Here is a 22,352-nt window from a genome sequence, read left to right on the forward strand (position 1 = left end):
CGGCGCGGCCGGCTGGCCGCCCGTCCATTTTCCACAGGAGCCCATCATGAAACGATTCTCGCGGTTGATCGGGGCAACGATACTGTCTTTCGCCGTGGCGGCCAGCGCGCAGGCGTTGCCGCTGTCCACATTGCTCGCCGGCGGCACGCTGAACGCCGGCGGCCTCGCGTTCACCGACTTCAGTGCCAGCTACAGCGCATCGAACCCGTTGCGGGTTTTCAATGCCGGCAATATCGACGTGACCGCAACCCCCGACGGATCGCCTTTCGGCGCGGGATTGAGGTTCGGGGTGAGGGACGACGAATTGACGGTGCAGGGCGATGGCGCCCTCGTTTTCATCGGCCTGCGCATGGGCTTTCGCGTGGCGGCGCTCGATCCGGCATGGCGGCCGGAAGCGCTGAAGATGACAGGCAGCGGGATCGACATGCGCCATGACGACCATGGCGTCTACGTTGCCGACTACGTTGCCGACTACGTTGCCGATTGCGTTGCGGATTACGTGAGCGGTGGTCCCGGCAGGGCCGGCTTCCTGTCGCAGCCGCAGGTGTGGGTCGCCAAGGACCTGATGGTGTGGGCAACCGACCGCGCCGATACGGTGGCGCTGGTCGTGTTCTCGCAGCATTTCGACCTGGAAGTGCCGGAGCCCGGCAGCCTGCCGTTGCTGGCGGTTGCCGGGCTCGCGGCGGTGGCCGTGTTCGGGAAGAAGCGGGCCACGCCGTGACGCGGAGATGCCCGCCGGCGCCGGGGGCTTACAGCTGCCCCGGCGTCCGGCGCCTTGCGCTTACTCCTTCAGCGCGGCGGCCAGTTCGGCCACCTTTGCACCGTCGGCGCCTACCGCCTTCACGAGGCGCTTGCCGTAGTCGGCATCGGCCCGGTAGAAGTGCGAGAGCATCGTGTACAGGCTGACCTGGTTTTTCACGCGCTTCAGGTCGCCGGACAGGTTGGCGACCAGGTCATCCTTGTCCTGTGCCGACAGGGCGCGGTAGTAGTCGCCGGCCTGCTGGAAGTTCAGCGTTTTGGCGATGCGCTGCTGCTGCGTGGTGCCGGCCAGCGGCAGGTTGCTGCTGCGGGCGTTCGGATCTTCAGCCAGGTTCGCGATGCGGCTCGGCTGGTAGTTCACGGTGCCCTTGCGGCCATCGATGTTCATCGCGCCATCCTGCTGGTGGTTGCGCACCGGGACCAGCGGCTTGTTGATCGGCAGCGACTGGAAATTGGCGCCCAGGCGGTGGAACTGCGTGTCCACATAGGAGAACAGGCGGCCCTGCAGCATGCGGTCTTCGGAAGCTTCGATTCCCGGCACCAGGTTGCCCGGTGCCATCGCGACCTGCTCGGTGGCCTCGAAGAAGTTGTCCGGCACCTTGTTCAGCACCATCGTGCCCACTTTGCGCTCGGGCAGGTTCGGCCAGATCTTGGTGGCATCCAGCGGGTCGAAGGCGAACTTGTCGAGGTCTTGCGGTGTCATGACCTGAACCGTCAGGTCCCAGGCCGGGAACTTGCCGGCGTTGATCGATTCATACAGGTCCACCGTGGCGTGGCTGGTGCTCTTGCCCTGGATGACCGGGATTTCCTGCGGGCGCAGGTTGCGCTCGCCCTGGCGCGACTTCCACGCGAACTTCGCGTACACATACTCGCCCTTGGCATTGACCAGCTTCAGCGCGTGCACGCTGCTGCCGTTCATCTGGCGATAGTTCGCCGGGGTGCCCCAGTTCGAATACACGCGGGTCAGCATCGCCGTGGCTTCCGGCACGTGCGAGAAGAAGTCGAACACGCGCTCCGGCTCCTGCACGTTGGTCACGGGGTCCGGCTTGAGCGCGTGGATCATGTCGGGGAACTTGATCGCATCGCGGATGAAGAAGATCGGCAGGTTGTTGCCGACCAGGTCCCAGTTGCCTTCCTGCGTATAGAACTTGGTGGCGAAGCCGCGTGGATCGCGCGTGGTTTCCGCGCCGGAGCGGCTCGGGATCACGGTGGAAAAGCGCACGAAGACCGGCGTGACGGTGCCCTTGGCGAACAGCTTTGCCTTCGTCAGGTCGGACAGGTCGTCGGTCGTGGTGAACGTGCCATGGGCGCCGGTGCCGGTCGCATGCACCACGCGCTCGGGAATGCGCTCGCGGTCGAAGCGCTGCAGCTTCTGCACCAGGTGCACGTCCTGCAGCAGCGTCGGGCCGCCGGGGCCGGCGGTCTGGCTGTTCTGGTTGTCGCCAACGGGGGCGCCATTGTCCTTGGTCAAGGTCTGGGCATAGGCGCCGGTCGACATCGACGTCAGCGCGGATACGATGGCCATTGCGCACAACAGCGCGCGGCCCGGCTTCGAAGCCATGAACTCCATATACTCTACCTATCAAGTTAAGTGTTTAAGAAAGGCTTATGCTATCGGCCGGGCTGCCATTATGGAAATTCATTGTAACTATCGTTTCGATAGGTAATTCCTAATCGACAAGCCGGCGGTAGAATCGGCAGACACCACAGGAGACAGCCATGAACGATTCCGCCAGCTGGCACGAGCGTGCCCGCACGTTGTCCATCGACGGCCGCGCCTTCAACGACGGCAAGCGTGTGCCGTCCCGCACGGGGGCGCAATTCGACAACCGTTCGCCGGTCGATGGCCGGGAGCTCGGGCCCGTCGCGCGTTGCGGCCCGGAAGACGTGGAAGTGGCGGTCGCCAATGCGCGCGCGGCGTTCGAGGATGGCCGCTGGGCCGGCCTGGCGCCGGCAAAGCGCAAGCGCATCCTCGTGAAGTTCGCCGATTTGATGGAGCTGCACCGCGATGAACTCGCGCTGCTGGAAACGCTCGACATGGGCAAGCCGGTCAAGTACAGCCTGGCCGTGGACGTGGCCGGCGCGGCCAACTGCATCCGCTGGTATGGCGAGGCGATCGACAAGGTTTATGGCGAGATCGCGCCGACGCCCGGCGACAGCCTCGCCTTGATCACGCGCGAGGCGGTCGGCGTCGTCGCCGCGATCGTGCCATGGAATTATCCGATGCTGATGGCATCGTGGAAGATCGGCCCGGCACTCGCGGCGGGCAACAGCGTGGTGCTCAAACCCTCGGAAAAATCGCCATTGAGCGCGCTGCGGCTGGCCGAGCTGGCGCTGGAAGCCGGCATTCCGCCCGGCGTGTTCAATGTACTGCCCGGCTACGGCAACGAAGCGGGCAGCGCGCTGGCACTGCACATGGATGTCGACTGCATCGCGTTCACAGGGTCCACGCGCGTGGGCAAGCAGATCGTGCAGATGGCGGGGCAGTCGAACCTGAAGCGGGCGTGGACGGAACTGGGCGGCAAGTCGGCCAACATCGTCTGCGCCGATTGCCCCGACCTCGATGCGGCGGTGGCGGCATCGGTCGGCTCGATCTTCTTCAACCAGGGCGAGAGCTGCAATGCGCCATCGCGGCTGTTCGTGGAAGAATCGATCCGCGCGCGCTTCATCGAGAAAGCGCTGGCGATGGTGCCGGATTTCGCACCGGGCGACCCGCTCGACAGCAACACGGTGATGGGCGCGATCGTCGACGACATCCAGCTGGCCACCGTGATGAAGTACATCGGCGAAGGCAAGGCCGCCGGTGCGCGGCTGCTGGCCGGCGGCGAACGCGTGCGGCTCGACACCGGCGGCTACTACGTGGCGCCGACGATCTTCGACGGTGTCGATGCCGGCATGTCGATCGCCCGCGAGGAAATCTTCGGGCCGGTGCTGTCCGTGCTGAGCTTCACGTCGCTCGACGAGGCCGTGCGGCAGGCCAACGCCACGCCCTACGGCCTGCACGCGGCCGTGTGGACGGCCGACCTGTCGAAGGCCATCCGCACATCCCGCGCGCTGCGCGCCGGCACCGTGCACGTGAACCAGTACGACAACGACGACATTACGGTGCCCTTCGGCGGCTACAAGCAGTCCGGCAACGGCCGCGACAAGTCGCTGCACGCGTTCGACAAGTACACGGAACTCAAAACCACCTGGATCCAGGTGTAAGCCTGGCCGGTCACGGCGCACGCCGGACGGTGCGGCGCCCGACCGGTGCGGCGCCGGCCATCAGCGCTGCCGGGACGCGAGCATGCGCTCGAGCAGGTCCTGCAGCAGTTGCCGGTCCGTTGCGCCCAGCCCTTCGGTGAGCGGTGCCAGCGCCTGCCGCATCTGCCCGTGCAGCTGGTCGAACAGCCTGACCCCTTCGCCGGTCAGGAACACGTCGGTCGCCCTGCCATCTTCCACGTTCGGCGCGCGCGCCACCAGGCCGCGCTTTTCGGCCCGGGCGATGAGCCCCGACATCGTCTGCTTTTCCAGTCCCAGGTATTCGGCCAGCTCGACCATTCGCGGGCGCCGGTCCCGCAGGATTCCCAGTACGCGCATCAACGTGAGGGACAGGTCGTTCTCGGCACCGATCTTGTTGAGCACGGCCATGGTGGCAAAGGCGGCAGGCACCAGCGCATCGGCCAGGCCTTCGCCGGCCTTGGGGACAGGGTTCGTCGATTCTTGTTTTTTCATCGTGATCGCATCTTGACATAGTTCGCACTACGTATCAATAATGGATCGTAGTACGAACTTAATTGTGCGCATCGTCCATTGAGGAGAACACCTTGAAAGCTGCCGTCATCACATCGTTCGAGAAACCGCCGCGCTATACCGACATCGGCGAGCCCGTGCCCGAAATGCAGGGGGAAATGCTGGTGGACGTGCTGGCCGCCGGCCTGCATCACATTACCCGCGGGCGTGCTGCGGGGGCACATTATTCGAGCACGGGCCGGCCGCCGCTCGTCGCCGGCGTCGACGGGGTCGGGCGCGGTGCGGATGGTAAGCTGCGTTACTTCGTCCAGGCTCCCGAGCAGCTCGGCACGATGGCCGACAGGACCGTCATCGAACTACGGCGCAGTATCGAATTGCCGGGCGACAGCGATCCGGTCGCGCTGGCCGCGGCGATGAATCCGGCGATGGCGTCCTGGCTGGCGCTGCGTTGCCGCGTGCCGTTCCAGGCGGTGCAGAACGTGCTCGTGCTCGGGGCCACGGGAAGTTCGGGAAGCATGGCGGTGCAGGTCGCGCGGCACCTCGGCGCCGTGCAGGTGATCGCGGCAGGGCGCGACGAGCGCAAGCTCGCCAGGTTGCGCGAACTCGGCGCCACCGAGACGGTGACCCTGGGCGATGCGAGGCTGGGCGCTCTCGCGGGCGAAGTGGATGTCGTGCTCGATTTCCTCTGGGGCGAGGCTGCCGTGCGCAGCATGGAGGCGGTCATCCGGCAGCGCAGCGATCGCAGCGCGCCCTTCACATGGATACACGTCGGCTCGATGGCCGGCGATGTGGCGCCGATTCCAGGGGCACTGCTGCGCGCCGCGAATGTCGAGATCGTGGGGAGCGGGATGGGCTCGGTATCGGATCGCGCGATCCTCGGCGAACTGCCCGCGCTGGCAAGGGAGATCGCCAGCGGTACGTTCCGCATCGACGCGCAGGCCAGGCCGCTTAGCGACGTGGAGCAGGCCTGGTCAGCGCCCGCCCCGGACGGCGCCCGCGTCGTATTCACCCCATGAAGGCAAAAAAAGGGGACGTACCGGATCGCCGGACCGTCCTGTTCCAAGGAAATTCCTGAAAATCAACGAAATTCCTCAAAACAGGGGTCTGTCCCCAGTTTTGCTTAGAAGCAGTGCTCGATGGCGGGGAAGCTGCCGTCCTTGACGGCGGCGACGTAGGCGGTAAATGCCGCCTCGATGGTGGGCTGGCCATCCATGAAGTTGCGCACGAAGCGGGCCTTGCGGCCGGGGAAGACGCCCAGCAGGTCGTGCATGACGAGCACCTGGCCCGAGCAGTCGGGGCCGGCGCCGATGCCGATCGTGGGGATCGACAGCGCTTCGGTGACCGCCTTGCCGACGGTGGAGGGGACCGCTTCGAGCAGCACGATCGAGGCGCCGGCGGCCTGCAGCTTCAGCGCATCGGCCTTCAATGCGTCGGCGCTTTCCACGGTCTTGCCCTGCACCTTGTAGCCGCCCAGCTGGTGGACGAATTGCGGCGTGAGCCCGATGTGGGCGCACACGGGCACGCCGCGCTCGACGAGGAAGCGCACCGTGTCCGCCAGCCAGCCGGCCCCTTCGATCTTGACGATGTGGGCGCCGGCCTGCATCAGCTGCACGCAGCTGGCCAGCGCCTGTTCCGGCGTGCCGTAGCTGCCGAACGGCAGGTCGGCCATGATCATCGCGGACCTGGCGCCGCGCGCCACGGCGGCCGTGTGGTAGGCCACCTCCTGCACGGTGACGGGCAGCGTGGACGAGTGGCCGTTGCACACCATGCCCAGCGAATCGCCGATCAGCAGGATTTCAACGCCGCTCTTGTCCATCAGCGCGGCAAAGCTGGCGTCGTAGCACGTCAGCATGGAGATCTTTTCGCCGGCCGCGCGCAGCGCGTTCAGCGAAGGAATCGTGACGGCCTTGCTCGCCACCGCTTTTGCCGGTGCCGGCGTGCCACTCGCCGCTTTTGCAACGCCTTGTGTGGCGCCGGACATATCACTACCCTGCAGATAACCAGACATGGAAGTCCTCTAATAAAATCGTTACGGCGCGTATTCTAAACCCCGCCGCACGACCGTGCAGAATTGCCGCTGGCCAGCCAGCGCTTCAGGAACGGAAGATGAAGTACACCGCTCCGACGAGGCACAGCCCCGCCCAGATGAAATCGGTCTTGAACGGCTGGTTCATGTAGATCATCGCGAACGGCACGAACACGACAAGCGTGATCACTTCCTGCATGATCTTCAGCTGCGCCAGGCTGTATTGCGTGTAGCCGATCCGGTTGGCCGGCACCTGCAGCAGGTATTCGAACAGCGCGATGCCCCAGCTGGCGAATGCCGCCACATACCAGGCTTTGGTGGAGAAATTCTTCAGGTGGCCATACCAGGCCACCGTCATGAACACGTTGGACAGGGTCAGAAGGCCAACGGTCTGCACGATGACAGGGATCTGCATGCGTTATCCGATGGAGTCGATGCGTTCGATGCGCTGGTCCGCCACGCCCGGCGCGAACGATGCCGCGGCGCCGAGGCCCGGCACGGCGATATCCGGGGCGATCTCCAGCAGCGGCGCCAGCACGAACGCGCGCTGCGTCATGCGCGGGTGGGGCACCGCCAGCGTGGGCGTGGCGATGATGTCCGCGCCATACAGCAGCAGGTCGAGGTCGAGCGTGCGTGGCGCGTTGCGGTAGGGGCGCTCGCGGCCGTGTTCCTGCTCGATCGCGAACAATGCCTGCAGCAGCGCCTGCGCATCGAGCGTGGTGTCGATGCGGGCAACCGCGTTGATGTAGTCGTCGCCGGACGAATCGACCGGCGCCGTGCGGTACAGGCTTGAAACGCCGGTTACCGCGATGCCGGGCACGCGCCGCAGGCGCGCGATGGCATCGAGCGCGTTGGCGCGCGCGTCGCCGAGGTTGGCGCCGATGCCGACGAACGCTTCCATCAGTCGACGGTTGGCGTGGTTGGTGCGGTATCCGGACCGCCTTCGCCGCTGCGCTTGCGGCGCGGGCCGCGGCGGCGGCGTTTCGCCGGTTCCGGCATGGCGACGTCGTCGCCTTCCGCATGCAGTTCCTCGCCATCGAACTCGTCGTCGCCCGCGGATTCGCCTGACAATTCGCCTGAAGATTCGCCGGTTTCGTCATGGCGCGCGCCGCGGCGCGGCGGCCGCTTGCGCTTGGCGCCCGCGCCGCTGGAAATGGCGGTCACCATCTCGGCGCGGACCGTTTCGTCGGCTTCGTAGAACGCGCTCCACCAGTCGCCCAGTTCCTGCTCGGTCTCGCCGGAAGCGCAGCGCAGCAGCAGGAAATCGTAGCCGGCGCGGAAGCGCACGTGTTCCAGCAGCTTGTACGGATTCTTGCCGTTGCGGCGCTCGAAGCGCGGCTGCATGGCCCAGATGTCGCGCATGTCCGAACCGATCTTGCGCTGCAGCGCCAGCTTCTCGGTCTGCGATTCGAGCACCTCGTCCGCCGCCAGGTGCAGCGCGGGGATCGGGAATTCGCCGGAGGCCTGGTAGGCATTCCACTTTTCCAGCACCTGGTGCCACAGCAGCGAGGCGAACAGGAATCCCGGCGATACGGTCTTGCCCGAAGCGATGCGCTTGTCGGTGGCTTCCAGCGCCAGCGTCACGAACTTGAAGCCCAGCGGCTGCTCGAGCACCACGTCCAGCAGCGGCAGCAGGCCATGGTGCAGGCCGGCCTTGCGCAACTGGAGCAGGCAGGCGAGGGCGCTGCCGCTCATTAGCAGCTTGAGCATCTCGTCGAACACGCGGGCGGCCGGCACGTTGTTGATCAGCGGCGCCATCACGGCGATCGGCGCGGCCGTCGTGGGCTCGATGTCGAACTTCAGCTTGGCGGCGAAGCGCACCACGCGCAGCATGCGCACCGGATCTTCGCGGTAGCGCGTTTCCGGCTGGCCGATGATGCGCAGCAGCTTCGCGCGCATGTCGCGCATGCCGCCATGGTAATCCAGCACCTGCTGGCTTGCCGGGTTGTAGTACATGGCGTTGATGGTGAAGTCTCGGCGTTCCGCATCCTCGGCCTGGCTGCCGAACGTGTTATCGCGCAGCACGCGGCCGTGTTCGTCCTTCGGTGCGTTGTCGGTGGCCGTGCCGCGGAACGTGGTCACTTCCAGCAGGTCCTGGCCGAACATCACGTGCACGATCTGGAAGCGGCGACCGATGATGAACGCGCGGCGGAACAGCTTCTTGACCTGCTCGGGCGTGGCATTGGTGGCGATGTCGAAATCCTTCGGCTTCACGCCCAGCAGCAGGTCGCGCACCGCGCCACCCACCACGAATGCTTCGAAGCCTGCTTCCTGCAGGGAGGATGTCACGCGGATTGCGTTCGACGACACCAGTTTCGGGTCGATGCCATGCTGCTCCGGGCCCAGGATTTCGGGTTCGTTGCTGGTGGGGGCGTCCTTGACGCCCAGGATCTTGCGGATGAATTTCTTAATCATTGAATAGTTGGAGTAAAGCCCAGCCCCGCTCGTTGGCATGGCGGGTCAGGACGGCATTCGGATTGGTGGCGACCGGATGCGAGACGATCGACAGCAGCGGCAGGTCGTTGTGCGAGTCGCTGTAGAAGTACACGTTGTCGAAGTGCTCGAGGGTTTTCCCCATCTGTTCCAGCCATGCCTTCGTATGCAGGATCTTGCCTTCGCCCTGCGTTGGCTTGCCGCCCAGCCGGCCGGTGATGCGGCCATCCACGATTTCCGGCATCGCCGCGATCAGGTGGTCCACGCCGAATGCCTTCGCGATCGGCGCGGTGACGAAGTGGTTCGTCGCGGTGACGATGGCCACCATGTCGCCGGCATCCAGGTGCCGTTGCAGCAGGGCGCGCGCCGCGGGCGTGATATTGGGTTCGATCACTTCGGCCATGAACTGCTGCTGCAGCGCGGCCAGGTGCTCGGGTTCGAAGGTGGCCAGCGTGCCGAGGGCGAACTCCAGGTATTCCACCGGGTCCAGCGTGCCGGCCTGGTACTGGGCAAAGAATTGGTCGTTGCGGCGCGCGAAGGCGGCGGCATCGACGGCACCCTGGCGGCACAGGAACTGCCCCCATTCATAGTCGGAATCGATGGGCAGCAGGGTGTGGTCGAGGTCGAACAGGGCCAGGTTCATGGAGGTTGTCAATTCGCTTCAGTCTTTTGCCGCCTGCAGCCACTCGCGCAGCAGCGGCAGGGTGATCGGGCGTTGGGTTTCCAGGGAATATTGGTCGAGCGAGTCCAGCATCGAGGACAGCGAGCGCATGTCGCGCCTGAAATGGGACAATAAATAGGGTAACACGCCGGGCGACAAGGTCAAACCGCGGCTCGCCGCGGCCTGGGACAGCGCCGCCACCTTCTCGTCGTCGGACAGGCCGTGCAACTGGTAGATCAGGCCCCAGCCCATCCGCGTGCGCAAGTCCTCGCGCACCGGCAGCACGGCCGGCGCCACGGCGCCGCTGCACACCATCCAGGCACCGTTGGCGCGGATCTCGTTGAACAGCGCGAACGCATCGATCTGCGCCACCGGCGAGAGCTTTTCGCAGTCGTCGAGCAGGTACAGGTCCACGTCGGGGGAATATACGAATTCGGACTCGATCGAGAACGGGGAAATGTAGCGCGCCCGGTCCGTGCATGCCAGGGCTTTCAGCAGGTGGGTCTTGCCGGCGCCCATCTCGCCCCACAGGTAGGCAAAGTGTTCGCGCGAGCTGCGGCCGGCGAACTGGCGCATCAGCGCCGCCACCTCGGCATTGCGGCCCACCTCGAACGATTCGAGCGTGTGGACCGGCTCGGCCCCGAGGTCCAGCACCAGCTGTTTCATGGCTGCCGCCCCGGATTGCTGGTCATTTCAATATCGTTTTCGCTCATCACAATGCGCATTATATAAAAGTGCATTGCCGTAAACGGTTCGGGCCATGCTGCCGCCCCGGATACCGTTTGTGCTCGTCGTGCGGTCTGGGCTGGGGACATGGAGGCGAAATATGGGGATTTGGCGGGGCTGTTTTGCTAAAATAGCGGACTTGCTGGCAAAAATGCAGCAATCCTCTTCTATTTTACCGCCTCCGCCGCGAAATACACCATGAGCCAACCTTCCAACGTATCCCTGTCCTATCGTGACGCCGGCGTCGACATCGACGCGGGCGACGCCTTAGTCGAAGCCATCAAGCCGTTCGCCAAGCGTACCCTGCGCGAAGGCGTGATGGGCGGCATCGGCGGTTTCGGCGCGCTGTTCGAAATCAGCAAGAAGTACAAGGAGCCGGTGCTGGTGTCCGGCACGGATGGCGTGGGCACGAAGCTGAAGCTGGCGTTCGAGCTGAACCGCCATGACACGGTGGGCATCGACCTGGTGGCCATGAGCGTCAATGATATCCTGGTGCAGGGCGCCGAGCCGCTGTTCTTCCTCGACTATTTCGCCTGCGGCAAGCTGGACGTGCCGACCGCGACCGACGTCATCAAGGGCATCGCCCAAGGCTGCGAACAGGCCGGCTGCGCGCTGATCGGTGGTGAAACGGCCGAAATGCCGAGCATGTACCCGGCCGGCGAATACGACCTGGCAGGCTTCGCCGTGGGCGCCGTGGAAAAGTCGAAACTGATCGACGGCACCAAGATCGTCCCGGGCGACGTGGTGCTGGGCCTGGCCTCGTCGGGCGCGCACTCGAACGGTTACTCGCTGGTGCGCAAGATCATCGAAGTGGCCAAGCCGGACCTGGAAGCCGACTTCCACGGCCGCAAACTGGCCGACGTGCTGATGGCGCCGACCCGCATCTATGTGAAGCCGCTGCTGGCGCTGATGGAATCGATGGAAGTGAAGGGCCTGGTGCACATCACCGGCGGCGGCCTCGTGGAAAACATCCCGCGCGTGCTGCAGGATCACCTGACGGCCGAACTCGATGGCAAATCGTGGACGATGCCGCCGCTGTTCCAGTGGCTGCAGCAACACGGCGGCGTGGCCGACGCCGAAATGCACCGCGTGTTCAACTGCGGCATCGGCATGACCGTGATCGTCTCCGCCGAGAACGCGGACGCGGCGATCGCCCAGCTGACCGCGGCCGGCGAGACCGTCTCGCGCATCGGCACGATCCGCGCCCGCGCGGAAGGCGAGCACCAGACGATCGTCGTCTAAGCCTTGCGGCCTGCCGCACGCCGGCAGGCTGCTCGAGCAACAATCAAAGCCGGTACCTGCTACCGGCTTTGTCATATGAAAAACCGGTGACAGTCACCGGTTTTTTTGCAACAGATGTTCCGGAATAATGGGTGTCTGTCACCGGTTTTCGGGTTTCAGGATCTTCGCCACGCGCGCGCAGCGCAGCCGGAACGCATCCGGCATGCCGGAGCCCAGCAAGGGCCGCAGGTACAGGCGGAAGGCATCGGTGACGTCGGTGCCGGAAGGGGCGATGAACTCATCCTCCATCGTGCGCGTTTTACCGGCCACGTCGGACAGCGGCAGCAGCGCGTAGTCGGCCGAGTAAAAGCCGGTGCGGCGGATCGCCACCGAGCCGTCGCGCTCGCCCCAGAAGGCATACTGCACCGCCTTCTCGCCCACCTCGCGCGCTTCGCGCTGGTCCACGTCCGACACGCAGCCGATGAAGGAGCGTTGCAGGTAGCCGAACGTGTCGCCGCGCACGCGTTTTATGCCCAGCTTTGCCCGGATCTCGTCGCACAGCAGGTCGGCTAGCGCGCCGGTGCCGGACAACTGCACGTTGCCGTGCGCATCCTTCTCCACTTCCTTGGCCAGCAGCGTGGCGATCGGCTCGCCGCTGGCATCATGGATGCCTTCAGAGACGGCGATCACGCAGCGGCCATGCCGCTCGTACATGGCCTTCACGTCCGCCAGGAAGGATTCGATGGAGAAGGTGCGCTCGGGCAGGTAGATCAGGTGCGGCCCGTCGTCGGGGAACTTCTTGCCCAGCGCCGATGCGGCGGTGAGGAAGCCCGCATGGCGGCCCATCACCACGCCCACGTACACGCCGGGCAGCGAAGCGTTGTCCAGGTTCGCGCCGGCGAACGCTTGCGCCACGAAGCGCGCGGCCGAGGGAAAGCCGGGCGTGTGGTCGCTGCCCACCAGGTCGTTGTCGATGGTCTTCGGGATGTGGATCGCGCGCAACGGGTAGCCGGCGGCGCGCGCCTGTTCGCTGACGATGCGCACCGTGTCCGACGAATCGTTGCCGCCGATGTAGAAGAAATGTTCGATCTCGTGCGCGCGCAGCACGTTGAAGATCTCGGCGCAGTATTTCGCATCCGGCTTGTCGCGCGTGGAGCCGAGAGCCGACGAGGGCGTGGCCGCCACCAGCTCCAGGTTATGGCTGGTTTCCTGCGTGAGGTCGACGAACTCCTCGTCGACGATGCCGCGCACGCCGTGCAGCGCGCCATATACCCGTGTCACGTCGCGAAAGCGCCGCGCCTCCAGCGCCACGCCCACCAGCGACTGGTTGATGACGGCGGTCGGGCCGCCTCCCTGTGCCACCAGAATCTTGCCGGAACCCATAGCCAGCCTCCTGTCGGATGAGAGTTGCCAGCATACGCCCAGCTGGCTGCCCGATTGTCATTTCCGATCCCGGGCTACCGCTTTTCGCTGAAATATATAATGCGGTGCCCGAGCCCCTTCAAGAACGCGACGCTGAATTCGGGCAAAATTCCGGGCAGTCGAAGAACCCGAATCCCGGCATGACGAAGCCCGACTCCGCATGTTCCCGTTCACGCGGCTGCCCGGCACTACCTCTTGCCTTGGACATGCGTCACGCGGTGCCCCAGCCGGCGCGAGAACTCGGCCACGAATCCGGGCGAAAACGATGGCCAGTCCTCGAACTCGAAGCCCAGCATCAGGAAACCGGACTCGGGATCTTCCCATTCGCGCAACGGGCTCGTCGTGCCGCATTGGGGGCAGGCCAGTGCATCGGGGCCGTCCTCGAGCATCCAGGCGAAGCCCGCATCGATGTAAGGCTGGCAGTCGACGTCCGCGTCGCACGCGGGGCAGGGGAGCGTGGTAAAACGGGCATGCGGGCAGTACAGGAAATGGCGTTGCATCACGAGGTACATGCGCATCGACGGATTGCTGCAGTCATCGTCGCGGTCCGCACCCTCGCCATTGCAGACCAGCCGGAAAGCGCTTCCGGCCGGATAGCCGGGGTTGCCCCGGAAGTCGGCATCGCACTGCCGGTCTTCGATAATGCGCTTGTCCACCAGCCAGGCCAGCATTGCGGCGCCCAGTTCGCGCGCCTGCTCCGGCGTGGCGGTTTCACGGTCGATGATGGCTTGTACCCAGGTTCCCATGCCGCTTCCTGTTCCGTTGATGGCATTGGACCTGGCGATGGTGCTGCAGTCCTTCGCCAGCCCGCCCGCCATTGTTGACATCGCCGTTTCTGGCCTGTTACCTTGCCGCCGGTTCGATATTCCGGTCCAGGAACTTCTCCACCCGCGTCCAGAAATCGATGCGGTTCTTCGGCAGCCGCCAGCCATGGCCTTCTTCCGGATATTCGACCCACTCGACGTTCTTGTTGGTGGCGCTGACCGCATCGCGGAAACGCGTGCCGTGCGCGCGCGGCACGCGGCGGTCGGCGCCGCCGTAGGCCATCAGCAGCGGCTGGCGCAGCCGGGATGCCTGTTCGACAGGCGACACGGCCATCAGCTGGTCCGCTTCCGTTTCCAGGTCGCCGATCAGGCGCGGCATGCCGTAGCGGATGTAGTGCGCCGGCAGGTCGGACGAGTGGAACCAGCTGCCGCCGTACATCAGCTTGATGTCGGTGACGCCCACCCAGTTGATGCCGCAGCGGTACAGGTCCGGATCCTTGATCAACCCCATCAGCGTGGCATAGCCGCCATAGCTGGCGCCGGCGATGCAGATGCGCTGCGGATCGGCCACGCCCTGTTCGATGGCCCAGCGGGTGCCGTCGGCCACGTCGTCCTGCATGGCGCGGCCCCATTGCTTGAAGCCGGCCGTCAGGTGCTTCACGCCATGGCCGGTGCTGCCGCGGAAATCCGGCTCCAGCACCGCATACCCGCGCGAGGCAAGGAACTGCGCATCGGCGGACCAGCCCCAGACGGCGCCCCGTACCCATGGCCCGCCGTGCACCAGCACCACCATCGGCAGCTTGTCCGCGGCCTTCGCGCCATGCGGCAGCGTCAGCAGGGCGGGAATCTCCATGCCGTCGCGTGCCGGGTAGGTGACGAGCTGCTGCCGGCCCATTTTCGTGGCGTCGAGCTTCGGCTGCGACTGGCCGAGCAGGTTCAGCTTGCCGGTGTCGCGGTTGTAGACGAAGTAGGTGCGCGGCTGCATGTCCGAATAGGTGGTCACCAGCACGAACGGCGACTCGGGGCGGCGCGGCAGCGAGATCAGGTTCACCAGGCCGGGCAGCTGCGCATCCACCTTTTCCTGCAGCGCCTTCATGGCGGGATCGAGCCACTCGGTGGCGTACGTGTCGCCCAGGTAGCGCACGCCGACCAGTTTGTCGCCGCTGCGGATCAGGTGGCCCGAGAAATCGTAGCGCTGGATGGAAAAGCGGGGCACCGGATCGACCTTGCCGGCCGCCAGGTCGAACGTGTGGATGGCGGCCTTGTCGCCGCCGTGGCGGGCCACCACGTAGAGGCGGCCGTCGACATCGAAGTCCAGCGGCGTGAAGCCGTCCGCGTCGGATATCCACGCGTCGAACGTGGTGATGGCGCGCCATTTTTCACGCATATTGTCAACTTCGCGGAGCCAGATCGTGTTCTTGCCGTCCTCCCGCGTGGTGGCCATGCGCGGCTCGCCGCGCGCATCGAGTACCCAGTGCTGCACGCTGCCCGGCATCGGCACGCCCGTGCTGCGCCCGGTGCGGGTATCGAGCCGCAGCAGCTGCTCGGAGCGCACGCTGCCGCCCGGTTCCACGCTCAGGCTGCGCACGTAGACGGTATCCGAATCCTGCGCGCCCCGTTGCGACAGCATGTAGGTGTGCCAGGGCAGCAGCCGCGCCGCGGCCGGTGTTGTGATGAAATTGGCACGCCGCTGCGCCAGCTGGCGGAAGTCCTTGCCGTCGCGGTCCACCGCGAACAAGCCCGGCGCGGCATTGATGTCGCCCTGGCCCACGTCCTTGTCGGTGCTGTCGAACAGCAGCCGCCCGTCATTGACCCACTGGAAGTTGCCCACGTCGGCATCCGAGAATTCGGCCACTGCCTGGGCCTTCGACGTGGCCAGCTCCACCACGACAAGCCGGTCGCGCCCGCTCTGGCCGGGTACCTTGGCGGCCACGTACTGGCCATTCGGCGACAGCTGCGCGCCGCCGAACGAGGAGGGGCCGAAGAAGTCGGCCGCCGGCGGCGGTGAGGATGCCGTTGCGGAAGTTGCAGGGGCCGCGTGGGCGGCGCCGGCCAGGCAGGCGGCCAGTAATAACAGGGAACACAACGGGGAAATGCGGATACGCAGGGACATGATCGTGACGAAGTTGGCAAGACCGCCAACTTATCATGGCGGCCCCGGTTGATTTCTATCGGAATGTCACCCGCAGGGCTATTTCTTGACACCCTGTCCGATGTGGCGGTCGAGGAACTTTTCCACGCGCGTCCAGAAATCGAAACGGTTTTTCGGCAGCGTCCAGCCATGCCCTTCGTCTTCGTACTCCACCCACTCGACCTGCTTGTTGGTGGCGCCGACCGCATCGCGGAAGCGCACGCCATGGGCGCGCGGCACGCGCCGGTCCGCGCTGCCGTGGGCCAGCAGCAGCGGCTGGCGCAGCCTGGCCGCCTGTTCGACGGGCGACGTGGCCATCAATTGCGCGGCATCCTTTTCCAGGTCGCCGATCAGCGCCGCGCGCATCGAGCACCCAGTGCAGCACGTGGCCCGGATCGGACACTTCGGTGGTGCGGCCGGTGCGCGTGTCCAGGCGCAGCAGTTCGATCGCCAGCACGCTGCACGCTGCGCACGTAGGCGATATCGGAATCCTGGGCGCCCTGCTTTCTCACCAAATGTCACACGATCGGTATTTATTTGATATTGATAATCTCGGGAGCGCGGATATGGCGCACCAGGGCAGCCTGCCGGGGCCCTGGCGGGGGTGTCATCAGGCTGACCAGGATCAGTGCCGCCAGCCCGGCCGGCACGCCGAACACGGCGGCCGAGATGGGGGCGATGTCGAACCATTGCGCCGCCGCGCTGCCGCCCAGCGTGGGGTTGGTGCGCACCATGTAGAACTGGCAGATGAAAAAGCCGGTGACCATGCCGGCCAGCGCGCCCCAGTGGTTGGCGCGGCGCCAGAACACACCCATCACCAGCACGGGGAACAGTGTCGATGCGGCCAGCGAGAACGCCGCGCCGACGAGCGACAGGATGTCGCCCGGCTTCGACGAGGCCGAATACGCGGCCACGAACGCCACGCCGAGCAGGATCAGCTTCGAGATCGTCACGCGCTTTTGCGTGGACGCCTTCGGGTCGACGATCTTGTAGTACACATCGTGCGACAGCGCATTCGAGATCGCCAGCAGCAGGCCGTCCGCCGTCGACAGCGCGGCGGCCAGTCCGCCGGCCGCCACCAGGCCGGAGATCACGTAGGGCAGGCCGGCGATTTCCGGCGTGGCCAGCACCAGCACGTCGCCATCGATCGCGATCTCGGCGAGCTGCACGATGCCGTCGCCGTTGATGTCGGTGATGCTGATCAGCGGATTGGCCCGGTCCACGCTGGCCCAGTACGACACCCATGTGGGCAGGTCGGAGAAATGGCTGCCGACCAGCGCGCTGTAGACGTCGTACTTCACGAGCACCGCCAGCGCGGGAATCGTCAGGTAGATCAGCAGGACGAAGAACAGCGTCCAGAACACCGAGACACGGGTTTCGTGGACCGACGGCGTGGTGTAGGAACGCATCAGGATGTGCGGCAGCGCGGCGGTGCCCAGCATCAGGCAGAACGCCAGCGCGATGAAGTTGCGGCGCTTGATGTCCGACTGTTCCTCGGTGGCGCCGGGGAACGGCACCGCGTGCGGCGTGATGGGCCGCGCGCGCCGCAGGTTGTCGTCGCGCGCGGCACGCCACGTGGCCACCGCATCGTCGACATTCTTCGGGTAGGCGATCAGCGCGCGTTCGGCGGCCCGGATCTCCAGCAGCGAGGCATTGCGCAGCCGTACGTTGTCCAGGTAGTGCTGCAGCTCGGCGCGGCCCGTTTCCCACGACGTGGGCAGGCCGTCCAGGCGCCGTTGGTATTGCGCGGCGCGTTCGCGGAACACGTCGCGCACGGCGGTTTCCCCGGGGTCGTCCGCCAGCGCCGCTTCGCGTGCCGACAGTTGCGGCAGCAGCTTGCCATAGGCCACTTGCGGGATCGGGTTGCCGCTGTGCTTCGCGGACAGCCACATGGCCGGGATCAGGAACGCGACGACGATGATGATGTATTGCGCCACCTGCGTCCACGTGATCGCGCGCATGCCGCCCAGGAAAGAGCTGACGAGGATGCTGGCGAGACCGAGGAAGATCCCGACGGAGAAATCGACGCCCGTGAAGCGCGAGGCGATCAGGCCGACCGCATAGATCTGCGCCACCACGTAGGTAAACGACACGAGGATCGTGGCTGCCACCGCGCACAGCCGCACGGCGCGGCCGTTGGCCGGCCCGCCATAGCGTTCGGCGAGGAAGTCGGGGATCGTGTACTGGCCGAACTTGCGCAGGTAGGGCGCGATCAGCAGCGCCACGAGGCAGTAGCCGCCGGTCCAGCCCATCACGAAGGCCAGCCCGTCGAAGCCGTTCAGGTACAGCGTGCCCGCGAGGCTGATGAAGCTGGCGGCCGAGATCCAGTCGGCCGCCGTGGCCATGCCGTTGAACACGGCCGGCACGCGCCGGCCCGCCACATAATATTCGGCGACGTTCGACGTGCGCGACACCAGCCCGATCGAGGCATACAGCACGATGGTGGCGAACAGGAACATGTAGCCGATCCACACGCGCGGCATGCCTTCGCTTTCCAGCACGGCCAGCGACAGCAGGAACGCGGCAAAGCACGCCGTGAAGACGAGGTAGTAGCGCGACAGGCGCTGCTTGTAGGTGTGTTTCAATCGCGCTCCTGGTACTGGCGGTCCAGCCGGCGCATGCGCCAGGCGTGGATGCCGATGATGGCGAGGTAGACCAGCGACGAGCCTTGCGCCGCCAGGTAGAACGACAGCGGCCAGCCGAAGATCGTCAGGTTCGCCAGTTCGCGGGCGAAGAACACGGCGAGGAAGCCGGTGGCGATCCAGGCCAGCAGCAGGATCGCGGCGAGGCGCCGCGTGCTGCGCCAGTAGGCCTCGTGGTCAGCCATGATTGTCGTCAGCCATGATTGTGGTCAGCCATAGTGCGGTGCATCCTGTTCGTCGACCGCCGCCGCGGGCCGCGCGGGGAATGTCAGCCGGAACAGACAGCCGGGATATTTCGGGTTCGTGGCATGCGGATTGCTGAAGATGTCGACCTCGGCACCGTGCTGCTGGGCGATTTCGCGCACGATCGCCAGCCCCAGGCCGCTGCCCTCGGCGCTGCTGCCCAGGATCCGGTAGAAGCGCTCGAACACGTGCAGCCGCTCGGCCGGCGGAATGCCGGGGCCGGTGTCCTCCACTTCGAGGACGGGCGCTTCGCCGCCGCGCAGGCGCACCGTCACGCTGCCGCCCTGCGGCGTGTAGCGCAGCGCATTGTCGACGAGGTTCGACAGCAGCTCGCGCAGCATCACGGCGTTGCCGTCGATGGGGACCGGCGCATCCGGCCCTTCGTAGCCGAGATCGATGCGGTAGTTGAACGAGGCCGGTACCCAGTCGCGCACGGTGTTGCGCGCCACGTCGGCCAGGTCGAGCGATGCGAAGGCGCTGCCGGACTGCGGCTGGTTTTCCGCCCGCGCCAGGGCCAGCAGCTGGTTGACGAGGCGGGTGGCGGCCTCGGAGCTCTTCGCCAGCTGCTCGAGCGAGCGGTGGATCTCGTGCTGGTCCGTCTGGCGCAGCGCCAGTTCCGACTGCATGCGCATGCCGGCCAGCGGCGTCTTCATCTGGTGCGCCGCGTCGGCGATGAAGCGCTTCTGCATCTCGATCGATTGCGACAGCCGCGCCAGCATGTCGTTCAGCGAGCGCACCAGCGGCGTGATCTCTTCCGGCACCTGGTTCGGCGCGATGGGCGACAGGTCGTCGATCGGGCGCGCACGGATGCGCTCCTGCAGTTCGGCCAGCGGCAGCAGCCCGCGCGACAGGGCGAACCACACGAGCGCCAGCACCACCGGCAGGATGATGAACTGGGGCAGGATCACGCCCTTGATGATCTCGTTGGCGAGCCGGGCGCGCTTTTCCAGCGTTTCCGCCACCTGCACCAGCACCAGGCGGGGCGGCCGTTCCCTGTGCTCTTCCAGGTTGACATAGGCATAGGCCAGGCGGATGGGCGTGCCGTGCAGGTTGGCGTTGCGGAAACTGACGGCGCCGGGGCGCACGATGTCGTCCTCGGGCTGCGGATCGGGGCGGGGCAGGTCGCGGTCGCCGTCGAGATGGCGGCCTTGCGGACCGAGGATCTGGAAGTAGACGCTGTCGACGTCGTCGGCGCGCAGGATGTCGCGCGCGGCGCCGGGCAGGCGATGTTCCGCCGTGCCGTTCACTTCGCGCACCTGTTGCGACAGCACGGTGACGGCGTCTTCCAGCGCGTGGTCGAACGGCTGGTTGGCGATCGACTTGGCCACCAGGTAGGTGATGGCGATGCTCATCGGCCACAGCAGCAGCAGCGGGGCCAGCATCCAGTCGAGGATCTCGCCGAACAGCGAATGCTGGATTTCTTCTTCTTCCTCGAGGGCAGGGCTCCACGCCGCTTCGGACCGGTCCGCCGGCGAATTCACTTGGGCTCGGCCGCGGCGGCGCTGGAGAATTTCTCGAGACAGTAGCCGAGGCCGCGCACGGTGGCGATGCGCACGCCGCCCACCTCGATCTTCTTGCGCAGGCGGTGCACGTAGACTTCGATGGCGTTGTTGGAGACTTCCTCGCCCCATTCGCACAGGTGGTCCACCAGCTGTTCCTTCGACACGAGGCGGCCGGTGCGGGCCAGCAGCACTTCGAGCAGGCCCAGCTCGCGGGCCGACAGGTCGAGCATCTGGTCGTTGATGTAGGCGCTGCGGCCCACCTGGTCATAGGTGAGCGGGCCGTGCTTGACGATGGCGGACCCGCCGCCCTGGCCGCGCCGGGTGAGCGCCCGCACGCGCGCTTCCAGCTCGGACAGCGCGAACGGCTTGGCCATGTAGTCGTCGGCGCCCAGGTCGAGGCCGGTGACGCGCTGCTCGACCGAATCGGCCGCCGTGAGGATCAGCACCGGCAGCAGCGAGCCGCGCGAACGCAGCCGGCGCAGCACTTCGAGGCCGGGCAGCTTCGGCAGGCCGAGATCCAGGATCAGCAGGTCGAATTCCTGCGTGGACAGGGCCGTATCGGCTTCCTGCCCGTTTTTCACGCAGTCGATGGCATAGCCGGACTGGCGCAGCGAGCGCGTGAGTCCGTCCGCCAGGACACTGTCATCTTCGGCTAGTAAAATACGCATGTTGGCATTCCGGCATTGAGGCAATTTCATTGTACTCAATGTGCGACGCGCCTTGGAAAAGCACTGTACAAACACTGCGAAGTGCCACTTAGCGCTTGCATAAACCACTGGATACATATACAGTACTACTTGTGCCGCACCGGTACACAAGGAATATTCGGAATCACTAAACAGTTAAAGGTTAAGAGAGATCATGGACGACAAGAAAGCGGCAGTACCTGCCTCCGAAAAAGCCAAAGCGCTCGCCGCGGCGCTGGCTCAGATTGAAAAGCAGTTCGGCAAGGGTTCCGTCATGCGGATGGACGCAAGCGCCCCGCTGGAAGAAGTCCAGACCGTCTCCACCGGCTCGCTGGGCCTGGACATCGCGCTCGGCGTCGGCGGCCTGCCGCGCGGCCGCGTGGTCGAGATCTACGGTCCGGAATCGTCGGGTAAAACCACGCTGACGCTGCAAACGATCGCCGAAATGCAGAAGATCGGCGGCACCTGCGCCTTCATCGACGCGGAACACGCGCTCGACGTGACCTATGCGCAAAAGCTGGGCGTGAACCTGCACGAACTGCTGATTTCGCAGCCGGACACGGGTGAACAGGCGCTGGAAATCTGCGATGCGCTGGTGCGCTCCGGTTCCGTCGACATGATCGTCATCGACTCCGTGGCGGCGCTGACGCCGCGCGCCGAGATCGAAGGCGACATGGGCGACTCGCTGCCGGGCCTGCAGGCCCGCCTGATGTCCCAGGCGCTGCGCAAGCTGACCGGCACGATCAACCGCACCAACACGCTGGTCATCTTCATCAACCAGATCCGCATGAAGATCGGTGTGATGTTCGGCTCGCCGGAAACCACCACGGGCGGTAACGCGCTGAAGTTCTACGCCTCCGTGCGCCTGGATATCCGCCGTACCGGCTCGATCAAGTCCGGCGACGAGGTGATCGGTAACGAAACGAAGGTCAAGGTCGTCAAGAACAAGATCGCACCGCCGTTCAAGGAAGCCCACTTCGACATCCTGTATGGCGAAGGCACCTCCCGCGAAGGCGAGATCATCGACCTGGGCGTGGAAGCAAAGATCGTCGAGAAGTCCGGTTCGTGGTACAGCTACGGTGGCGAGCGCATCGGCCAGGGCAAGGACAATGCCCGCACGTTCCTGCGCGAACGTCCGGCACTGGCCCGCGAGATCGAGAACAAGGTCCGCACTTCGCTGGGCGTGCGCGAACTGCCGCCGGCCGAAGGCGATGCACCGGCACCGAAGCTGAAGGCCGTCGACTGATGATGGCCGGCTGGAGACTCCGTTCTCCAGCCCGGGCGTCACCGCCCGCCAATTGATCCTGGGCTTTGTAGAAGCTCTTCATCGCCACCGGCCGCTTTGCGGCGGTGGCGATGTTTTTTTATACTGTCCGCTTTCCTGTTTCCACTGATCGATCA

At 65.7% G+C, this 22,352-nt stretch carries 20 protein-coding genes and 1 pseudogene; 5 read left to right on the forward strand and 16 right to left on the reverse strand.

Going from position 1 to position 22,352, the window contains the following annotated elements:
* Nucleotides 1-46: 46 nt before the first annotated feature.
* Nucleotides 47-721, forward strand: coding sequence for a PEP-CTERM sorting domain-containing protein (locus tag ACY65G_RS10265; RefSeq protein WP_464997259.1), 675 nt, complete (start codon nt 47-49; stop codon nt 719-721).
* A 60-nt stretch (nt 722-781) separates the two neighbouring features.
* Here ACY65G_RS10265 and ACY65G_RS10270 read toward each other — a convergent pair whose 3' ends face one another.
* Entirely contained in the window at nt 782-2,320 is a 1,539-nt protein-coding gene (locus tag ACY65G_RS10270; protein ID WP_464997260.1) for a catalase, read from the reverse strand.
* Nucleotides 2,321-2,478: 158 nt separating this feature from the next.
* Here ACY65G_RS10270 and ACY65G_RS10275 point away from each other — a divergent pair, with 158 nt between their 5' ends.
* Nucleotides 2,479-3,966 (forward strand): aldehyde dehydrogenase, encoded by a 1,488-nt coding sequence (locus tag ACY65G_RS10275; protein WP_464997261.1) that lies wholly within the window; start codon nt 2,479-2,481, stop codon nt 3,964-3,966.
* Nucleotides 3,967-4,026: 60 nt separating this feature from the next.
* Here ACY65G_RS10275 and ACY65G_RS10280 read toward each other — a convergent pair whose 3' ends face one another.
* On the reverse strand, nt 4,027-4,476 hold the full coding sequence (locus ACY65G_RS10280; RefSeq protein WP_464997262.1) for a MarR family winged helix-turn-helix transcriptional regulator: 450 nt from the start codon (nt 4,474-4,476) through the stop codon (nt 4,027-4,029).
* A 92-nt stretch (nt 4,477-4,568) separates the two neighbouring features.
* Here ACY65G_RS10280 and ACY65G_RS10285 point away from each other — a divergent pair, with 92 nt between their 5' ends.
* Nucleotides 4,569-5,510: a zinc-binding dehydrogenase gene (locus ACY65G_RS10285; RefSeq protein ID WP_464997263.1), complete on the forward strand. Its 942-nt coding sequence runs from the start codon at nt 4,569-4,571 to the stop codon at nt 5,508-5,510.
* A 104-nt stretch (nt 5,511-5,614) separates the two neighbouring features.
* Here the strand turns inward: ACY65G_RS10285 and panB are convergent, their stop codons facing one another.
* The 6 genes from panB to hda form a co-directional block, all read right to left on the reverse strand.
* Entirely contained in the window at nt 5,615-6,475 is an 861-nt protein-coding gene (panB, locus tag ACY65G_RS10290; protein ID WP_464997264.1) for a 3-methyl-2-oxobutanoate hydroxymethyltransferase, read from the reverse strand.
* A 112-nt stretch (nt 6,476-6,587) separates the two neighbouring features.
* Complete coding sequence (locus tag ACY65G_RS10295) at nt 6,588-6,935, reverse strand: DMT family protein (protein WP_130187372.1); 348 nt, start codon at nt 6,933-6,935, stop codon at nt 6,588-6,590.
* Nucleotides 6,936-6,938: 3 nt separating this feature from the next.
* The gene (folK, locus tag ACY65G_RS10300; RefSeq protein WP_464997265.1) at nt 6,939-7,421 is read right to left on the reverse strand and encodes a 2-amino-4-hydroxy-6-hydroxymethyldihydropteridine diphosphokinase; all 483 of its coding nucleotides are present in this window, start codon (nt 7,419-7,421) and stop codon (nt 6,939-6,941) included.
* Nucleotides 7,421-8,935, reverse strand: coding sequence for a polynucleotide adenylyltransferase PcnB (pcnB, locus tag ACY65G_RS10305; protein ID WP_464997266.1), 1,515 nt, complete (start codon nt 8,933-8,935; stop codon nt 7,421-7,423). The genes folK and pcnB overlap by 1 nt, the downstream gene beginning before the upstream one ends.
* Nucleotides 8,928-9,596 carry a histidinol-phosphatase gene (locus ACY65G_RS10310; RefSeq protein ID WP_464997267.1) on the reverse strand — a complete coding sequence of 223 codons (669 nt, stop codon included), beginning with the start codon at nt 9,594-9,596 and terminating at the stop codon, nt 8,928-8,930. Before ACY65G_RS10310 ends, pcnB begins: the two co-directional genes overlap by 8 nt.
* An 18-nt stretch (nt 9,597-9,614) precedes the next feature.
* On the reverse strand, nt 9,615-10,280 hold the full coding sequence (gene hda / locus ACY65G_RS10315) for a DnaA regulatory inactivator Hda (RefSeq protein ID WP_464997268.1): 666 nt from the start codon (nt 10,278-10,280) through the stop codon (nt 9,615-9,617).
* 258 nt (nt 10,281-10,538) lie between these two features.
* Between hda and purM the strand changes: the two genes are divergently transcribed.
* Nucleotides 10,539-11,582 (forward strand): phosphoribosylformylglycinamidine cyclo-ligase, encoded by a 1,044-nt coding sequence (gene purM, locus ACY65G_RS10320; protein ID WP_464997269.1) that lies wholly within the window; start codon nt 10,539-10,541, stop codon nt 11,580-11,582.
* Between the two features lie 138 nt (nt 11,583-11,720).
* On the opposite strand, the gene ACY65G_RS10325 is transcribed toward purM, so the two are convergent.
* The 8 genes and pseudogenes from ACY65G_RS10325 to ACY65G_RS10360 form a co-directional block, all read right to left on the reverse strand.
* Nucleotides 11,721-12,944, reverse strand: coding sequence for a 6-phosphofructokinase (locus ACY65G_RS10325; RefSeq protein ID WP_464997270.1), 1,224 nt, complete (start codon nt 12,942-12,944; stop codon nt 11,721-11,723).
* A 227-nt stretch (nt 12,945-13,171) separates the two neighbouring features.
* Entirely contained in the window at nt 13,172-13,729 is a 558-nt protein-coding gene (locus tag ACY65G_RS10330; protein ID WP_464997271.1) for a hypothetical protein, read from the reverse strand.
* 97 nt (nt 13,730-13,826) lie between these two features.
* The gene (locus ACY65G_RS10335; protein WP_464997272.1) at nt 13,827-15,860 is read right to left on the reverse strand and encodes a S9 family peptidase; all 2,034 of its coding nucleotides are present in this window, start codon (nt 15,858-15,860) and stop codon (nt 13,827-13,829) included.
* Between the two features lie 78 nt (nt 15,861-15,938).
* A pseudogene (locus ACY65G_RS10340) lies at nt 15,939-16,232 on the reverse strand (alpha/beta hydrolase family protein); the annotation flags it as partial.
* Between the two features lie 179 nt (nt 16,233-16,411).
* Nucleotides 16,412-18,463, reverse strand: coding sequence for a sodium:solute symporter family protein (locus ACY65G_RS10345; protein ID WP_464997273.1), 2,052 nt, complete (start codon nt 18,461-18,463; stop codon nt 16,412-16,414).
* Nucleotides 18,460-18,705, reverse strand: coding sequence for a DUF4212 domain-containing protein (locus ACY65G_RS10350; RefSeq protein WP_464997274.1), 246 nt, complete (start codon nt 18,703-18,705; stop codon nt 18,460-18,462). The genes ACY65G_RS10345 and ACY65G_RS10350 overlap by 4 nt, the downstream gene beginning before the upstream one ends.
* A 24-nt stretch (nt 18,706-18,729) precedes the next feature.
* Nucleotides 18,730-20,244 (reverse strand): sensor histidine kinase N-terminal domain-containing protein, encoded by a 1,515-nt coding sequence (locus tag ACY65G_RS10355; protein WP_464997275.1) that lies wholly within the window; start codon nt 20,242-20,244, stop codon nt 18,730-18,732.
* A complete protein-coding gene (locus ACY65G_RS10360; RefSeq protein ID WP_464997276.1) occupies nt 20,241-20,933 on the reverse strand; it encodes a response regulator in 693 nt (230 codons plus the stop codon). The genes ACY65G_RS10355 and ACY65G_RS10360 overlap by 4 nt, the downstream gene beginning before the upstream one ends.
* Nucleotides 20,934-21,126: 193 nt before the next feature.
* Between ACY65G_RS10360 and recA the strand changes: the two genes are divergently transcribed.
* Nucleotides 21,127-22,197 carry a recombinase RecA gene (recA, locus tag ACY65G_RS10365; protein ID WP_130187383.1) on the forward strand — a complete coding sequence of 357 codons (1,071 nt, stop codon included), beginning with the start codon at nt 21,127-21,129 and terminating at the stop codon, nt 22,195-22,197.
* The last annotated feature ends 155 nt before the right edge of the window (nt 22,198-22,352 follow it).

The sequence above is a fragment of the Pseudoduganella sp. jia 12 genome (assembly GCF_055502675.1).

What these genes read in the sequence shown, in the direction of transcription:
- folK (WP_464997265.1), bottom strand. Translation starts at nt 7,421, where the DNA reads ATGGAAGCGTTCGTCGGCATCGGCGCCAACCTCGGCGACGCGCGCGCC.
- ACY65G_RS10275 (WP_464997261.1), top strand. Translation starts at nt 2,479, where the DNA reads ATGAACGATTCCGCCAGCTGGCACGAGCGTGCCCGCACGTTGTCCATC.
- recA (WP_130187383.1), top strand. Translation starts at nt 21,127, where the DNA reads ATGGACGACAAGAAAGCGGCAGTACCTGCCTCCGAAAAAGCCAAAGCG.
- panB (WP_464997264.1), bottom strand. Translation starts at nt 6,475, where the DNA reads ATGTCCGGCGCCACACAAGGCGTTGCAAAAGCGGCGAGTGGCACGCCG.
- ACY65G_RS10310 (WP_464997267.1), bottom strand. Translation starts at nt 9,596, where the DNA reads ATGAACCTGGCCCTGTTCGACCTCGACCACACCCTGCTGCCCATCGAT.
- ACY65G_RS10325 (WP_464997270.1), bottom strand. Translation starts at nt 12,944, where the DNA reads ATGGGTTCCGGCAAGATTCTGGTGGCACAGGGAGGCGGCCCGACCGCC.
- ACY65G_RS10270 (WP_464997260.1), bottom strand. Translation starts at nt 2,320, where the DNA reads ATGGCTTCGAAGCCGGGCCGCGCGCTGTTGTGCGCAATGGCCATCGTA.
- ACY65G_RS10335 (WP_464997272.1), bottom strand. Translation starts at nt 15,860, where the DNA reads ATGTCCCTGCGTATCCGCATTTCCCCGTTGTGTTCCCTGTTATTACTG.
- ACY65G_RS10280 (WP_464997262.1), bottom strand. Translation starts at nt 4,476, where the DNA reads ATGAAAAAACAAGAATCGACGAACCCTGTCCCCAAGGCCGGCGAAGGC.
- ACY65G_RS10265 (WP_464997259.1), top strand. Translation starts at nt 47, where the DNA reads ATGAAACGATTCTCGCGGTTGATCGGGGCAACGATACTGTCTTTCGCC.
- ACY65G_RS10350 (WP_464997274.1), bottom strand. Translation starts at nt 18,705, where the DNA reads ATGGCTGACCACGAGGCCTACTGGCGCAGCACGCGGCGCCTCGCCGCG.
- purM (WP_464997269.1), top strand. Translation starts at nt 10,539, where the DNA reads ATGAGCCAACCTTCCAACGTATCCCTGTCCTATCGTGACGCCGGCGTC.
- ACY65G_RS10330 (WP_464997271.1), bottom strand. Translation starts at nt 13,729, where the DNA reads ATGGGAACCTGGGTACAAGCCATCATCGACCGTGAAACCGCCACGCCG.
- pcnB (WP_464997266.1), bottom strand. Translation starts at nt 8,935, where the DNA reads ATGATTAAGAAATTCATCCGCAAGATCCTGGGCGTCAAGGACGCCCCC.
- ACY65G_RS10360 (WP_464997276.1), bottom strand. Translation starts at nt 20,933, where the DNA reads ATGCGTATTTTACTAGCCGAAGATGACAGTGTCCTGGCGGACGGACTC.
- hda (WP_464997268.1), bottom strand. Translation starts at nt 10,280, where the DNA reads ATGAAACAGCTGGTGCTGGACCTCGGGGCCGAGCCGGTCCACACGCTC.
- ACY65G_RS10295 (WP_130187372.1), bottom strand. Translation starts at nt 6,935, where the DNA reads ATGCAGATCCCTGTCATCGTGCAGACCGTTGGCCTTCTGACCCTGTCC.